We start from the raw sequence: 14,779 nt of genomic DNA on the forward strand, positions 1-14,779 counted from the left end.
CGCATCTCCAAGGTCTGCGGGACAGGAGGACCGAGGCAATCTCCGGGATCGCTGGGAGAGGAGCGAGGGGATCCAGGAGCGAGAGGATCTCAGGATCGGGGGAGTGTCAGGAGGCGGCAGCAGTCGGCGGTTCGTCCGCGAGCACGGCGCGGTGCTCGGCGAGGACGCCCGTACGGTGCCGCTGGACGAACCAGTAGTAGGCGAAGCCGCCGAGGGCGACCACGCCGATGAAGAGGAACGCGCCCCAGCGCAGATACCAGTGCTGCGGTCCGGTCGCGTTGTAGACCTCGGCACGCGGCCAGGCGAGGTTGATCGACATGGCCGCGCCCCACAGCACCGCGAGGATGTTGACGGGCAGCCCGAACCTGCCGAGTGAGAACTTGCCTTCGGCGGGCTGCCACTTGCCGCGCAGGCGCTGGACCAGCATCGGGGCGGTGACCAGCAGATAGGCCAGGTAGATCATGATGATGGCGATGCTGGTGATCACCGAGAAGATCTGCGGCTGGTTGATGTTGATGACCAGGATGAAGACGCCCACCAAACCGATCACCACGGCGGGCACCACCGGTGTCTGGAAGCGCGGGCTGACCCGCGCGAGTCGCGAACCCGCCGGCAGGTTGTTGTCCCGGGCCATCGCGAACATGAGCCGGATGCCCGCGGCGTGCACGGCCAGTGTGCAGACCGTGATCGCGATGACCACGCACCACAATACGATCTCGCCGATCGTGGAGCCGAGCGTCACCAGCACGACGTACTGCAGACCTTCTGTGGAGAGCTGCTTCGCGAACAGGTTCGGCACGGCCATCAGGGCGAAGAGCAGGATCAGCCCGCCGATGACGAAGGACGCGATGAGAGCCCGCAGGATGGCGCGGGGCGCGTTGCGGCTCGGATCGTGCGACTCCTCGCCGAGCGAGGACGCCGTGTCGAAGCCGTACATCACATACGCGGAGGCCAGCGAGGCGGTCAGGAACGCGCCGAGGTAGCCGAGAGGCTCGCCCTTGCCGAGTCCGTAGGTCTGGGTCAGGACGGCACTGGGGCTACGGGTGATGTGTACCGCGAGAAGGATGACCAGGGCGATTGCGGCGATCAGCTCGATGAACACACCGCCGGAGTTGATGGTCGCCATGAGTTTGACGCCGAAGGCGTTCACCAGGGTGGAGAAGAGGATGAGCACCGAGCCGAGGAGAACGGCGTTGGCGGCCGCGTCCGTCTTGCCACTGCCGTCACCCACGAACTGGAACCAGTCGTTGATCCGCGGCAGCGTGATCTGGTAGGCGAGGACCACCGCGGAGAGCGTCACCATGGTGGCCGTCATCATCATCCAGCCGCCGAGCCAGCCGATGTGCGGACCGCCCACGCTCTTGCCCCAGTTGTAGACGGACCCGGCCACCGGGTAGCGGGCGGCGAGCTCGCAGAAGCACAGCGCCACCATCAACTGGCCGAGGAAGACCATCGGCCAGGACCACCAGTAGGCGGGGCCGCCGAAGGCGACACCGAAGTAGAAGAGCTGGAAAGTGCCGGTCAGGATGGAGATGTAGCTGACCCCGGCGGCGAAGGTGTGGAAGTTGCCGAGGGTACGCTTCAGTTCCGGCTTGTAACCGAATGCGCCGAGCGCGTCGTCGTCGTGCTGGCCCTGCGTCCTGGCAGTGCCGGCCGGGTCGGTGGGGTCCGGGCCGGCACTGCCGGTATTCGTACTCATTCGAACCACCTCTGCGGGCGCGGCGCGAGATTGCGCCAGACGTGCTTCGCTTCCTGGTACTCGGCCAGCCCGGCCGGACCCAGTTCACGGCCGAAACCTGACTGCTTCATGCCGCCCCACTCCGCCTGGGGCACATACGGATGGAAGTCGTTGATCCATACGGTTCCGGCGCGCATACGGGAGGCCACCCGGTGTGACCGGCCGACGTCCTGCGACCAGACCGCTCCGGCCAGCCCGTAGACCGTGTCGTTGGCGAGCGAGACCGCCTCCTCCTCATCGCGGAACCGCTCCACGGTGAGCACTGGGCCGAACGACTCCTCGCGCACCACGGACATGCCCGGCGCGCATTCGTCCAGCACGGTCGGCAGGTAGTAGAAGCCGTCCCGCAGCGCGGGATCCTTGGGCCGCGTGCCGCCGCAGCGCAGCACCGCGCCCTCGGCCAGCCCTGCCGCGACATACGCCTCGACCTTGTTGCGGTGCGCGGCGGAGATCAGCGGCCCGGTGCGGGCGTTCTTGTCGAACGGGCCGCCGAGCCTGATCTCGTGAGCCTTGGCCACCACCGTGTCGACGAACCTGTCGTGCAGCTCGTCCTGGACCAGCAGTCGCGCCCCGGCCGAGCAGACCTGCCCGGAGTGCAGGAACACCGCCATCAGCGTGTAGTCGACCGCCGTGTCGAAGTCCGCGTCGGCGAAGACGATGTTCGGGTTCTTGCCGCCCAGTTCCAGCGCGATCTTCTTCACGGTGGGGGCGGCGGCCGCCATGATGCGGCGCCCGGTCGCAAGACCGCCGGTGAAGGACACCATGTCGACCCGCGGATCCTCGGTGAGCGGCGCGCCCACGCTGGGCCCCGCGCCCAGCACCAGGTTGGCGACCCCGTCCGGCAGCCCGGCCTCGGCCAGCAACCGCATCAGGATGACGGCGGTGTGCGGGGTCAGTTCGCTGGGCTTGAGGACGAAGGTGTTTCCCGCGCCGAGCGCCGGGGCGACCTTCCAGGAGGTCTGGAGCAGCGGGTAGTTCCACGGAGTGATCAGTGAGCACACGCCGACCGGCTCGTGCACCACCCTGCTGTCCGCTTCGGGATTGCCGGTGTCGACAACCCGGTCCGTGCCGCTCGCGGCCGTCAGATTGCCGAAGTAGCGGAAGCAGTTCGCGATGTCGTCCATGTCGTACTCGCTCTCCACGAGCCGCTTCCCGGTGTCCAGGGATTCGGCGCGGGCGAGTGCGTCCTTGTCGCGTTGCAGGAGGTCGGCGACGCGCAGCAGCAGCCGGCCGCGCTCCGCGGCCGGAGTGCCGGGCCACGGGCCGCGGTCGAAGGCGTCACGGGCCGCGGCGATCGCCGCCGCGGCGTCTTTCGGCCCCCCCTCGTCGACGGTCGCGACGAGGGTGCCGTCCGCGGGGCAGCGGATGTCACGAACCTGTCCGTCGACCGCGGCGGTCCACCGACCGCCGATGAACAGCTCCGGCATGGGGGGCTCCCTCCGGTTCGGATGGGGAGCGCCTGACAGGGGCCCGGCCGGGCCTGGATGTGGTGCTCCACCACACGACACTATGGAGATTGGCCCGTGATCGCAGTGTGGGAGCCGTCATCCGGTGGGGAAGGGGGTGGGACCCGATGGGCATTGTCCGTGTGTTCGAATTTTGGCCGGGTTGTGCCGTACGGCAGCAGCCGTCACGAGCCCTGCCAGTCTTCGAGCTCCTGTACGCGCGCGAGCGCTGACGGACGCTGCTGTACGGGCAGTACGGCGGCGAACGCGTGCCACACCGCGAGGTCGTCCTCGCCCCACGGGCTGTACGCCCAGTCCGCCAGCAGTCCCGGATCGCCGCGCGCGATCAGTGCCGCCCGCAGCTCGTCCTCCAGACGGCGCCGCAGCCGTGTCACCGCGGGCGCCTGCGACGCGGGCAGCAGCGGACCCGCGTACGCGCTCAGCGCCCCGGTCACCGCCCCCGAGGCCAGCCGGCGTGCCACCGCGGCGAAGTCCGCGTCGACCGGCGCGGCCAGCCGGTACGGACGGGAGCGCAGCAGCTCGGGACCGAGCAGGCCGCGCAGCCGGGAGAGCTCGGCCCGCAGCGTGACCGGGGTGACCGACTCGTCCTCGTACAGCTCGACCAGCAGCTCGTCGCCGCCGATACCTTCCGGGTGCCGGGCCAGCACCACCAGGATCTCGCTGTGCCGGCGGCTCAGCCGCACCTTGCGCCCGCCCGCCACCAGCAGTGCCTCGTCCCGTCCCAGCGCCGAAAGGCGCAGACGGTCGGCCGCGGGCGGCGGGGCCAGCAGCGCGAGCTGCGACTCGGCGGCCCGCGCCACGGCCCCGACGAACGCCAGGCTGTGCGGATGCGCCAGCCGGTCGCCGCCGGTGATGTCCACCGCGCCCAGCACCCGTCCGGTGACCGGGTCGTGGATCGGGGCCGCGGCGCAGGTCCAGGCCTGCACCGGCCGCCGGAAGTGTTCGGCGGCGAAGACCTGGACGGGCCGGTCCACCGTGATCGCCGTGCCCGGGGCGTTCGTCCCGGCGACCGCCTCGGCCCAGCGGGCGCCCGGAACGAAGTTCATCCGGCCCGCATTCCTGCGGGTGGCCGGAGGCCCTTCGACCCACAGCAGCCGGCCATGCGCGTCGCAGACCGCGACCAGATGCTCGCCGTCCATCGCGTACGCGCCCATCAGCTCCCGGACCAGCGGCATTGCCGCCGCCAGCGGATGACTCTCGCGGTACGCCCCCAGATCGTCGGCGTCCAGCTCGACTCCGGCCGTACCCTCCGGGCTGACATGCGCGCCGGCCGAGCGCCGCCAGGACTCTGCCACCACGGAACGCACCGGCCGCTCGACCCGGCCCGCCGTCAGATACGCGTCGTACGCCCGGCTGAGCGCGGCGAGCCGCTCCGCCGGATCCGCGCCGGATTCCAGGGCCACCCATGCGTCGCTCAACTCGGCCTCCCGCGCCCATCGTGGCGCCATCCGCGAGGACCGACAAGCGTCCCGGCATCAGACGTAGTTGATCAGCCGGATGTAGTACTCCCAGTCCCACAGCGGACCGGGGTCGGTGTGCGTGGCGCCCGGCACCTCGCTGTGGCCGATGATGTGCGCCCGGTCCTTGGGAATGGCGTAGCGATCGCAGACCCAGGCGGTGAGCGCCGCCGACTGCTCGTACAGGGCTTGTGTGAAGTACGCCGGCTGGTCCACCCAGCCCTCGTGTTCGATGCCGACGCTGCGGGTGTTGTAGTCCCAGTTGCCGGCGTGCCAGGCGACGTCGCACTCCCGCACACACTGCGCGACAGAGCCGTCCGCGGAGCGGACCACATAGTGCGCGGAGACCTGCTTCGCCGGGTTCTGGAAGATCCCGATGGTGTCGTCGAAGCTCTCCTGGGTCACATGGATGACCACATACTCGATGGGATATTCCGAAGGACGTTCGGACGCCGTGCAGTTGGCGGTCGAGGCCGACGTCCAGTAGGCGGCCGGATAGTCGGTGTCGTCCCCGGTGGCGGCATGTGCGCGGGCGGCGGGCAGCAGTACACCGGTGGCGGCCGCGGCGGCGGCGCCCCGGAGCAGTCCTCTACGGTTCACGGGACTCTCCTGGTGGGGGTGTCAGGGGCGGGAGGTACGGCGGCGGCCTCCCGCGGATGACGGTGGAGGCCGCAATGAGGATCTCCCGCCGACAGCCACTCTTCGCGGAACTTGGCGACACAGACGCAGTTGGTGTCGCGGACACCGGCGCGCGGACACCGGCGCGTGGGACACCGGCGTGCGGAGACTCGCCCGCGTGAGTGACCGGCCGGTATGCGTGTCGAGCCGGGACACCCCGTACTCGCGGGCCGGCCAGCGCACCCGACCCAACTGGGAGATCCGGAAGGCGCCTTCGCGCGCACGGGCCGAACCGGTCGACACGATACGTGTATCGGACCCGGTACGCGGCCCGGCGCGAGTGACGGAAGACGACCGCTGCAACTGCCGCTGTGAGAAACGCAGTTGGTGCCCTGTGTCACCCCCCGGTGGTCAGCCGCGCAGCGACCGCGGCAGCCGGACGTACGTCACCGTCGTCTCGATGCCACTGTCCACCAGGCGTCCCTGCGCGTCGAAGGCCTCGGGCCCATCGCTCATGCCGAAGTCGTTGTCGTTGATGAGCGCGAGCGTGTCGCGGCCCGTCAGCGCGACCCCCTCGACCTTGCCGGGCACACCCGCGACCTTGCCGAAATCGACGACCAGGCTCTTGCGGAGCACGGGCACGCCCGCCGCCGAGGGGTCCTCGATCTGCTCGTACGACGGGGAGGTCGCCGGGTCGTCCCAGGCACTGCCCAGGATGCCGCCGCCGCGTGGCAGCGTGACCCGGTGCAGTCGGGAGGTCTTGTCGGTGCGCTCCTGGACAAGGAGGCTGTTACGGCCGACGGCCACCACCGAGGAGATCTTGAGCTCCGAGGTGTCGTTCTCGCTCGGGTCGACCGCGTCCACCGCGTCGAAGCGGTAGGCGTACTCCGCCGTCACGGCACGCTTCTTCGGCGAGAAACGCAGCAGCCGCGCGTTGCGCGATGCCTCCCCCGCAGCCGCGTCCGGCACGGACAGCGGGCTCTGCACCGCCAGCACCAGGTCGCCGCCCGGGAGTTGGGCCAGGCCCTCGAAGCCGCGGTTGGTCCTGCGCTGGAGCAGAATGCCGGGCAGAGCCTCCACGACCGGATAGCCGGCGCCCTTCAGCTTGAGCCCCTTGGGCACGTAACGCGCCTGAACGCTGCCGCGGGCGGAGACATGCACGAGGGACGGGCCGTACTCGTCGGCGAGCCAGAAGCTGCCGTCCGCGGCGCGGACGATGCCCTCGGTGTCGAGACCATTGGGGTCGTACGACAGCGGGGTCCTCGCGTCGTACGTGTACGGGGCCTCGTCGCGCGAAGCCTGGTTCGGCAGACCGGTGACCGGCTTGCCGGACGGCGTGGTGACCGGGATCGCCGTGATCACCTTCACCTCGTCTCCGGACACCCGCACCTTCACGATCGCCGGATCGAACCCGGGGACGGGGAAGGTACGGCGCTTCTTGCCGTCCACCTTGATCTGGCCGTTGGGCCCGCGGTCGGTCACCGTCCAGAACTCGCCCTTCCGGCCGGCGGGACAGAGGTCGCTGCCGATCCCGCCGAGGTCGACGCCGCGGTCGTCGCCGACCGTGCCGGGCAGCAGCGCGTTGCTGAACCGCCCCAGCGGAATGTCGCCGAGAGTCGCTGTCCCCACCACGCGCGGAGCCCGTTCCGGGCCGCCGTCGTGACCCGGCACGCCCGTGGCGGTGCCCGCCACGGTGATCGCCGCGAGCAAGGCGATCGGCAGCCCCACGGCGAAGGAGCGGCGTACGGTGCGCTGCTGGTGCGCGTGCGGGGACATCGGGCCTCCTGGCCAACAGATCATGTGACAGGGCCAGGCTGGGCGCCCCTCCAGAACGCCATGAGGCGCCCGGATGAACACCGCCTGACACACTGCCAACACATGTGCGACCAGGGCTCGTTCAGCCGGTCTCGCCCAGCACCTCCGCCAGCGCCGCGGCCGGATCGTGGTCCGGGGGACCGGCCGGGGCCCAGCGGCCGCGCTCCTTGCGGTACGGCCACCAGCGGCCGTCACGGCCCACGCGCAACTGCGCCTCCTTACCCACCACCGTCCAGCGGCCCGAGCCGCCCGCCCGCAGCTGCGGCCGCTCCGCCACCTCCCACGCGCCGGCGAGCTGTGTCCGCGCCCGTGCCACCACCTCCGGCTCCGGCGTCCACTCCTCCTCGAGCACCGAGAGGGCGGCCGCACCGCCGTACCGCCAGGCGCGTACGGCCAGGTCCAGCTCGGCGCGCTGCCGGTCCGTGCCCGCGGCGAGACGTTCCGCGATCGCCGGTTCCGGCCCGGCGGCGGCCAGCCGTACCGCATCCTGGTCCAGCGCCAACTTCACCTCCAACGGCTGGTGTTCATGACCGGGTGCGAGGGCCTCGGACAGCATCCGGTGCGCCCGCGCCGCCGCGTTCGTGGCCAGGAACTCCAGCGCCGCGGTGTCGATACCGGGCGCCGGAGGGGTCTCCGTGTCCAGCGCGGGCGGCTGCCCGGGCTCGTCGGGCAGCGGCGGAGGAGCCGGCAGCGGCGCCACGACGTCCCGCGCTGCGAACGCCTCGTCGGCCCGCACACCCTCGGGCGTCCGTGCCTGGCCGGCCTCCTGCTCCGGCACGTCCCCGGCCGCCCGCGCCGCACTCCGTATCTGCAGCTCGTCAAGGAGACGTCGCTCCCCGCGCCCCCGCATCAGCAGCAGCACGAACGGATCCTGGTCAAGCAGACGCGCCACCTGGTAGCAGAGGGCCGTCGTATGCGGGCAGTGGTCCCATGCCTCACAGTCGCACTCGGGCTCCAGGTCGCCGATGCCGGGAAGCAGCTCGACCCCGGCGGCCGCCGCGTCCTCCACCAGATGCGGTGGCATCTCCCGGTCGAGCAGCGCCGCGATATGCCCCGCCCGGTCGACTGCCATGTGCAGGAGACGGTTCCACTCCTCCTCGCTCAGCTCCTGGAGCAGCACATCGCTGCGGTGCGCGGTTCCGTCCCGGTCCCGTACGACGGCGGTGATCCGCCCGGGACGTACCGACACCGCACCGACGGCACCCTCACGCGCGTGCCTGCGGCCCTTCTTCAGCTGCTCGCCGTCGAGCGCCGTGTCCTCCAGCGCCTTGAGCCACGCCCGGCCCCACCAGGTCTGTGCGAAACCCCGCCCGCGCGCCTGCGGCAGCGCGTCGAACGTGCGCTCCATCTCGTCGTTGCCGCTCATCGCCCGCTCCCTCGCAGTTCCACCAGATCCGCCAGTTCGGCGTCGGTCAGTTCCGTCAGGGCGGCCTCGCCGGAGCCGAGGACCGCGTCCGCCAACTCCCGTTTACGCGCGAGCATGTCGGCGATCCGGTCCTCGATGGTGCCCTCCGCGATCAGCCGGTGGACCTGCACGGGACGGTGCTGACCGATGCGGTACGCCCGGTCGGTGGCCTGCGCCTCGACGGCTGGATTCCACCAGCGGTCGTAGTGGACGACATGTTCGGCCCGGGTGAGGTTCAGCCCGGTACCGGCGGCCTTCAAGGAGAGCAGGAAGACGGGTACTTCGCCGTCCTGGAAGCGGTTCACCATCGCCTCACGCTCGGCGATCGGCGTGCCGCCGTGCAGGAACTGCGTGCGCACGCCGCGCGCCGCCAGATGCTGCTCGAGCAGCCGCGCCATCCGGACGTACTGGGTGAAGACCAGCACGCTCGCGTCCTCGGCCAGGATGGTGTCCAGGAGTTCGTCCAGCAGCTCCAGCTTGCCGGAGCGGCCGGCTGTCCGCGGCCGCGCTCCCTTCGGGCTCTGCTCCTTCACATACTGTGCCGGGTGGTTGCAGATCTGCTTGAGCGCGGTGAGCAGCTTCACCACCAGACCGCGCCGTTCCATGCCACCGGCCTCCGAGATCGCGGCGAGGGTCTCCCGCACGACCGCCTCGTACAGACCGGTCTGTTCCTTGGTCAGCGAAACAGCCCGGTCGGTCTCGGTCTTGGGCGGCAGCTCGGGCGCGATGCCCGGGTCGGACTTGCGCCGGCGCAGCAGGAACGGCCGTACCAGCGAGGCCAGTCGCTCGGCCGCGGCCGGATCGTCGCCACTCTCCACCGCGTGCGCATAGCGCGTACGGAAAGTGCCGAGCTTCCCGAGCAGCCCAGGCGTGGTCCAGTCGAGGATCGCCCACAGTTCGGACAGGTTGTTCTCCACGGGCGTGCCGGTGAGCGCGACCCGGGCCTTCGCGCCGATGGTGCGCAGCCGCTTGGCGGTGGCGGAGTACGGATTCTTGACGTGCTGCGCCTCGTCGGCGACGACCATGCCCCAGGACACCTGGCCGAGCCTCTCGGCGTCCACCCGCATCGTGCCGTACGTGGTGAGCACGAACTCCCCTTCCGCCAGGGCGTCGAGACCGCGGGATGCGCCGTGAAAGCGGCGTACCGGAGTGCCGGGCGCGAATCTCTCGATCTCGCGCTGCCAGTTGCCCAGCAGGGACGTCGGGCAGACGACGAGCGTGGGGCCCGCGGCCGATGCGTCGGTCTGCCGGTGCAGATGCAGCGAGATGAGCGTGATCGTCTTGCCGAGTCCCATGTCGTCGGCAAGGCAGCCGCCGAGGCCGAGCGAGGTCATACGGTTCAGCCAGTTGAGGCCGCGCAGCTGGTAGTCGCGCAAGGTCGCGTCGAGCGCCGCGGGCTGTCCGACCTCCTGCTGTCCGCCCTCGGGATCGGCCAGCCGGTCGCGCAGCCGCGCCAGCCACCCGGACGCCTGTACGTCGATGCGGCGGCCGTCGACCTCGGTCGTGCCGGTGAGTACGGCGCCGAGCGCGTCGACCGGAGTCAGCTTGCGGTCCTGGCTCTCGCGTGCGCGCCGAGCCTCCTCCGGATCGATGAGCACCCACTGGTCGCGCAGGCGTACGACTGGGCGGCTCGCTTCGGCGAGCCGGTCCAGCTCCGCCCGGGTGAGCTGCTGATCGCCCAGCGCGAACCGCCAGTTGAAGGCGAGCAGAGCGTCCGCCGACAGGAAGGACGGCAGCCCGGAATGGTCCTGCTGCGGAGCCCTGCCGTCCTCCTGTCCGGGCTCCTCGGGCGGGCCGATCACGGCGCGCGCGGTGAGCTTGCGCGCCATCTCCTTCGGCCAGTGCACCTGGACGCCGGTCGCCGCCAGCGCCCGGCCCGCCTCGCCGAGCAGTTCGGTGACCTCCTCGTCGGCGAGCTCGATCGCGTCCGGTACGGCGGCATGGAGCAGTGGAGTGAGCGGTGTCCAGGCGCGGGCGGCGCGGCGCAGCGCGAGCAGGGCGTCCATCCGGGCGCGCGGCCCGAAGGCCGCGTCCGGGCGGCCTGCTCCGGCCCATACCTCGGCGGCGTCGGCGACGAGCGTCGGATCGCCGGCGCGGTGCATCTGCAGGACGGCACGGAAGACGGGCCCCGCGGCCTCCACGTCCGCCTCCGCGAGACCCGGCAGCTCGATGCGCAAGGAGAGCCGTACACCCGCGTCATGGCCCGCGGCGACGTCCGCCGCCCAGGCGCGCCGGCCGGGAAGGTGCTGTGGCTCGCGCGCCGCGAAGGCGGGACCGCCTGCCGCGATCGCGGCCGCGGGCGTGCGCGGCAGACCGTCGGCGACCGCGTCGAGGAACGCGCGCAGCAGCCGCTCCGGTTCCGGCAGCAGCAGCGGATCGGCTGTCTCGTCCAGCGGCACGCAGTGCGCGGCGGGCGGCATCGCGGCCGCCAGCGTGCGGACCCGCTCCAGGTCCTGGAGTGTCAGCGGTCCGAGCCGCCAGGCGTCGTGATCGGTGGTGGTGAGCCCCGGCAACAGCAGTCCGCGTGCGGCGAGTTGGAGGGTGAGGATGGTCGCCGCGCCCCAGAAGGCCGTCGCCGGGGAGGCGTTCGCCGAGGCGCGGGCCCGGGTGAGGACCGGCAACGCGACCCGTACGGGCAGCAGCAGCGCCGCCACGGTATGCGGGCGGGCGTCGTCCGCGACCACGGTGAGCGGCTCGAGGCGGCCCCGGGCGGCCGGGAGTCCATCGTCGTCGGGGCGCCAGAAGGCGATGCGGCCGGCGCGGCCCGGGTCCCCGGGCATGAAGGCCGCACAGCAGCCGATGAGTTCATCGTGGTCGAGCAGGAGGTCGGGTTCGGGTTCGGGTTCGGTGGCCGGGGAGAGCGTTGCCGCGGGGAGCGTGGGCACAGCGATGACGCATTCCTCAAATTTGACTACTGCGGACCGGAGCCGCCGAGGGTACTCCACTCGACGCCGGGGCGGATGTGACAGACCGGTGACCTGTCTCACAGGGGCGGCCCGTGGTGTAGCCAGCACCACCACTCGCCACGGGCTGGCCCCAGCCGTTTCCGGGTGGTGGCGCCATGTTCGTCAAGGGCCACTGATACATACGTTTTCTCAGGTCAGCAGTGAGCGCAGTCAGCGCACGGCCCAACAGACCGGAGACTGTCATGCCCCAGGCCACCGTCACTCTTGCGGTCCCCGCGCCGGCGCCAATAGCCTCCGGCGGCCGCGCGGCGAGCGGCGCCGGGAGCGAATTCGCGCCGCTCCTGCGGACCGTGAAGGAGCAGGGTCTCCTTGAGCGCCGCACCGGCTGGTACGCCCGTGGCATCACCGTGAACCTCCTCGGCCTCACCGCCCTGGTCACCGGCATGGTCCTGCTCGGTGGCTCGTGGTGGGTGCTGCCGCTCGCTCCACTGCTGGCCGTCCAGTCCGCCCGTACCGCCTTCTTCGGTCACGACGCCGGGCACGCCCAGATCACCGGCGACCGCCGCAAGAGCCGGATCATTCAGCTCGTCCACGCCAATCTGCTCCTCGGTATGAGCCAGGAATGGTGGAACGACAAGCACAACCGGCACCACGCCAACCCCAACCACATCGAGAAGGACCCGGACGTCGCGGCCGACATCCTGGTCTTCACACAGAAGCAGGCCAAGGGCCGCGTCGGTTTCCGTGGCTGGCTCACGCGGCACCAGTCCTGGCTGTTCTTCCCGCTCACCACCCTCGAAGGCATCGCCCTGAAGATCTACGGGTTCCGCGCCGTCTTCTCCAGGGAGGCGGGCGCTCGTCAGACGACCCGCGAGCGCGCCGTCGAGGGCCTGCTGCTCCTCACCCACGCCGCCGCGTACGTCACCTTGCTGCTGACCACCATGTCCGTGGGCAAGGCCGTCGTCTTCGCGCTCATTCACCAGATGCTTCTCGGCCTCCATCTCGGCATGGCCTTCGCGCCGAACCACAAGGGGATGGAGATGCCCGACGAGGAGAGCGGCCGGCGTTGGGGCCATCTGCGCCGACAGGTCCTCACCTCTCGTAACGTCCGCGGCGGGCCGGTGACGGACTGGTTCCTCGGGGGCCTGAACTACCAGATCGAGCACCACCTCTTTCCGAGCATGCCACGCCCCCACCTGCGGCTCGCCCAGCCGCTGGTGCGCGCCCACTGCCGCTCGCTCGGCATCACCTACACCGAGACCTGTCTCCTCGACTCGTACCGCCAGGCACTGACTCATATGCGCGAGGTCGGCGAACCGCTGCGCAGCGACGCATAGTGGAACCGTGAGGCGTGCGCGCGCGTTCTCACCGCAGGAGCGGCCACGGCCGCGAAGGAGGCGTCGAGATGTCGACACGTACAAAGATCGTGATTGGTGGAGTGGCCGTAGGCCTGCTCCTGTGGCCGCTGATCGGATTCTGGCTGTCGCTGCTGGTGGTGCTGGGTGTGCCCGCGGTGGCGTATCTGACGCTCGACCCCAGCCAGCGCCGCAGGCTCCGCCGTATCTCCCGCAAGGAGATCGGACGCTGACCCGAAGTCCCCTGACCGTGCCGGGATAGGATCGGAAACGATCACCGGCACGGGAGGGGGCTCCGTTCCATGAGCGCGGCAGTCACGAAGGTCAGCAGCAACGGCGAGTACTCATTCACCAAGCCGAACCGAGGCAGCATCACACTGCTGGCCGGGCTCGGGGTGGAGGGGGACGTTCACGCGGGGGTGACGGTCAAGCACCGCTCCCGGATCGCGCAGGACCCCACCCGGCCGAATCTGCGCCAGGTCCACCTCATCCACCAGGAGCTCTTCGACGAGGTCGCGGCGGCCGGTTTCGAGGTCGGCCCCGGCGACCTCGGCGAGAACATCACCACCAGCGGCATCGATCTTCTCGCGCTGCCCACCGGCACGCTGCTGCGGCTCGGCGAGGAAGCGGTCGTGGAGGTCACCGGCCTGCGCAATCCGTGCCTGCAGATCGACATCTTCCAGGACGGACTGCTCAAGCAGGTCGTCGGCCGTGATGAAGCGGGTGGCATCGTGCTCAAGGCCGGGATCATGGGCATTGTCAGGGCCGGCGGAGTGGTCAGGCCCGGAGACGCGATCGCCGTGGAAGTGCCGGACGGACCGCACCGGCCGCTCGAACGGGTCTAGAGCGCGAAGCCGGCCGCGGATGTACCAGTCGTACGGTCCGCGGGCGGCGCGCTGTCTCCCTCAGCTCATGCGGCCGGTCAGTAGTAGTCGCGCATCAGTTCCACCGACCACTGCGGCTGCACCGTCTCACCGATCGGGCCGAACTCCGCCATATACGGCTTGATGTCGATGACCGGCGTGCCGTCCACCGCGTCCAGCCCCGTCACAGAGACCTCCAGACCGTCGACCTTCACCAGACGGCAGCGCGAAACGCCCAGCCGGTTGGGCCGGTTCTTCCCGCGCTGCGCGAAGATCCCCACCAGCGGCCAGTCCGAATTGCCCCGCGGATGACGGGCGCCCGTCTGGATCTTCTCCGGAGCGACCCGGTCGAAGTGGTACACGATCTCCAGATGCGAGAACTGCTCGAGACCGAACAGCGCCTCCGGCCCGAACTGCGTGCTGTCGAGCCGGATCACCGCGCTCTCCAGCCCCCAGTCGTCGTCCTCCACCGCATCCCGACCGCCGACGACCCTGCCGATCGCCCGGCATTCGACCAGCCCGTCCTGTCGCTCCACTGCACTGTCCGGCATGCCGCGTCCTCCCCGTAGTCCCGTGAGCCGTCGGCCCGCTCGATCGGGCGGCTGTGAGTATGACGCTCAAGACGACGCGGAAAGGGGGCTCGCGATCCTCCGCGCTGATCGCAGGCCCCTGATCGCAGGCCGCTGATGGCCGGGCTCAGGCCGGGCGTACGGCGATCTTGTCGAGCGACTCCAGCAGTCCCGGCAACTGCGGCCCGCGGCCCACCGGCAGCACCTCGCGCGGCTCCTCGTCCAGCAGGACGAACGCGATGTCGTCGGTCCTGGCGACCATGGACCAGCCTGGGCCGTCGGCGCGCAGGGTCCGCGCCCCGCCCGGGGCGAAGCTGGAGCGGACCCGCCCGGCCGGCGGGGCCGATTCCACATAGCCATGGGCCTCCTTCAGCGCCCGCCGCACCCCCTCATGAGTCTCTTTCGGCGCGCCGGCGGGCGGACCAGCCGTCTTCGAGGTGTCCGATGTGTCCGAGGCGGCCGGTTTGCCGAACGCCTCGTCGTCGCCGATCTGTTGCCGCCACTCCGCCCACTGGAGCGCGATTTCGTCCGCCCCGAGCCGCCGCTGCGCCGGCCCCCAGGAGCCGGCGTCGGGCGGCGCCAGGGGC

General features: G+C 70.8%; 11 protein-coding genes and 1 pseudogene. 3 read left to right on the top strand and 9 right to left on the bottom strand.

Annotation, left to right across the window (positions count from 1 at the left end; all coding sequences use genetic code 11):
• Positions 1-106: 106 nt before the first annotated feature.
• The 7 genes from ACWDZ6_RS17815 to ACWDZ6_RS17845 all read right to left on the bottom strand — a co-directional run bounded on the left by ACWDZ6_RS17815 (position 107) and on the right by ACWDZ6_RS17845 (position 11,279).
• Positions 107-1,699, bottom strand: a complete 1,593-nt coding sequence (locus ACWDZ6_RS17815; protein ID WP_451503611.1) for an APC family permease — start codon at positions 1,697-1,699, stop codon at positions 107-109.
• On the bottom strand, positions 1,696-3,165 hold the full coding sequence (locus ACWDZ6_RS17820) for an aldehyde dehydrogenase family protein (protein ID WP_451503612.1): 1,470 nt from the start codon (positions 3,163-3,165) through the stop codon (positions 1,696-1,698). The genes ACWDZ6_RS17815 and ACWDZ6_RS17820 overlap by 4 nt, the downstream gene beginning before the upstream one ends.
• 203 nt (positions 3,166-3,368) lie before the next feature.
• The gene (locus tag ACWDZ6_RS17825) at positions 3,369-4,622 is read right to left on the bottom strand and encodes a GAF domain-containing protein (RefSeq protein ID WP_451503613.1); all 1,254 of its coding nucleotides are present in this window, start codon (positions 4,620-4,622) and stop codon (positions 3,369-3,371) included.
• Positions 4,623-4,679: 57 nt separating this feature from the next.
• Positions 4,680-5,261, bottom strand: a complete 582-nt coding sequence (locus ACWDZ6_RS17830; RefSeq protein WP_451503614.1) for an N-acetylmuramoyl-L-alanine amidase — start codon at positions 5,259-5,261, stop codon at positions 4,680-4,682.
• Positions 5,262-5,690: 429 nt separating this feature from the next.
• Positions 5,691-7,055 carry an esterase-like activity of phytase family protein gene (locus ACWDZ6_RS17835; RefSeq protein ID WP_451503615.1) on the bottom strand — a complete coding sequence of 455 codons (1,365 nt, stop codon included), beginning with the start codon at positions 7,053-7,055 and terminating at the stop codon, positions 5,691-5,693.
• Positions 7,056-7,176: 121 nt separating this feature from the next.
• Positions 7,177-8,460 carry an SWIM zinc finger family protein gene (locus ACWDZ6_RS17840; protein ID WP_451503616.1) on the bottom strand — a complete coding sequence of 428 codons (1,284 nt, stop codon included), beginning with the start codon at positions 8,458-8,460 and terminating at the stop codon, positions 7,177-7,179.
• Positions 8,457-11,279: a DEAD/DEAH box helicase gene (locus ACWDZ6_RS17845; RefSeq protein ID WP_451503624.1), complete on the bottom strand. Its 2,823-nt coding sequence runs from the start codon at positions 11,277-11,279 to the stop codon at positions 8,457-8,459. The genes ACWDZ6_RS17840 and ACWDZ6_RS17845 overlap by 4 nt, the downstream gene beginning before the upstream one ends.
• Positions 11,280-11,647: 368 nt before the next feature.
• Between ACWDZ6_RS17845 and ACWDZ6_RS17850 the strand changes: the two genes are divergently transcribed.
• From ACWDZ6_RS17850 to ACWDZ6_RS17860, 3 genes are all read left to right on the top strand, one after another.
• The gene (locus ACWDZ6_RS17850) at positions 11,648-12,742 is read left to right on the top strand and encodes a fatty acid desaturase family protein (RefSeq protein WP_451503617.1); all 1,095 of its coding nucleotides are present in this window, start codon (positions 11,648-11,650) and stop codon (positions 12,740-12,742) included.
• Between the two features lie 68 nt (positions 12,743-12,810).
• Positions 12,811-12,993: a hypothetical protein gene (locus tag ACWDZ6_RS17855; protein WP_108154099.1), complete on the top strand. Its 183-nt coding sequence runs from the start codon at positions 12,811-12,813 to the stop codon at positions 12,991-12,993.
• Positions 12,994-13,062: 69 nt separating this feature from the next.
• On the top strand, positions 13,063-13,605 hold the full coding sequence (locus ACWDZ6_RS17860; RefSeq protein WP_451503618.1) for an MOSC domain-containing protein: 543 nt from the start codon (positions 13,063-13,065) through the stop codon (positions 13,603-13,605).
• Between the two features lie 77 nt (positions 13,606-13,682).
• Here ACWDZ6_RS17860 and ACWDZ6_RS17865 read toward each other — a convergent pair whose 3' ends face one another.
• Positions 13,683-14,174 (bottom strand): SAM-dependent methyltransferase, encoded by a 492-nt coding sequence (locus ACWDZ6_RS17865; RefSeq protein ID WP_451503619.1) that lies wholly within the window; start codon positions 14,172-14,174, stop codon positions 13,683-13,685.
• A 145-nt stretch (positions 14,175-14,319) separates the two neighbouring features.
• Positions 14,320-14,779 (bottom strand): annotated as a pseudogene (locus ACWDZ6_RS17870) (hypothetical protein); the annotation flags it as partial.

Source organism: Streptomyces sp. NPDC002926 (assembly GCF_053591755.1).

Excerpts from the sequence above, each read along its gene's own strand:
- ACWDZ6_RS17815 (WP_451503611.1), bottom strand. The coding sequence starts at position 1,699 with ATGAGTACGAATACCGGCAGTGCCGGCCCGGACCCCACCGACCCGGCC.
- ACWDZ6_RS17820 (WP_451503612.1), bottom strand. The coding sequence starts at position 3,165 with ATGCCGGAGCTGTTCATCGGCGGTCGGTGGACCGCCGCGGTCGACGGA.
- ACWDZ6_RS17835 (WP_451503615.1), bottom strand. The coding sequence starts at position 7,055 with ATGTCCCCGCACGCGCACCAGCAGCGCACCGTACGCCGCTCCTTCGCC.
- ACWDZ6_RS17840 (WP_451503616.1), bottom strand. The coding sequence starts at position 8,460 with ATGAGCGGCAACGACGAGATGGAGCGCACGTTCGACGCGCTGCCGCAG.
- ACWDZ6_RS17845 (WP_451503624.1), bottom strand. The coding sequence starts at position 11,279 with ATGCCCGGGGACCCGGGCCGCGCCGGCCGCATCGCCTTCTGGCGCCCC.
- ACWDZ6_RS17850 (WP_451503617.1), top strand. The coding sequence starts at position 11,648 with ATGCCCCAGGCCACCGTCACTCTTGCGGTCCCCGCGCCGGCGCCAATA.
- ACWDZ6_RS17855 (WP_108154099.1), top strand. The coding sequence starts at position 12,811 with ATGTCGACACGTACAAAGATCGTGATTGGTGGAGTGGCCGTAGGCCTG.
- ACWDZ6_RS17860 (WP_451503618.1), top strand. The coding sequence starts at position 13,063 with ATGAGCGCGGCAGTCACGAAGGTCAGCAGCAACGGCGAGTACTCATTC.
- ACWDZ6_RS17865 (WP_451503619.1), bottom strand. The coding sequence starts at position 14,174 with ATGCCGGACAGTGCAGTGGAGCGACAGGACGGGCTGGTCGAATGCCGG.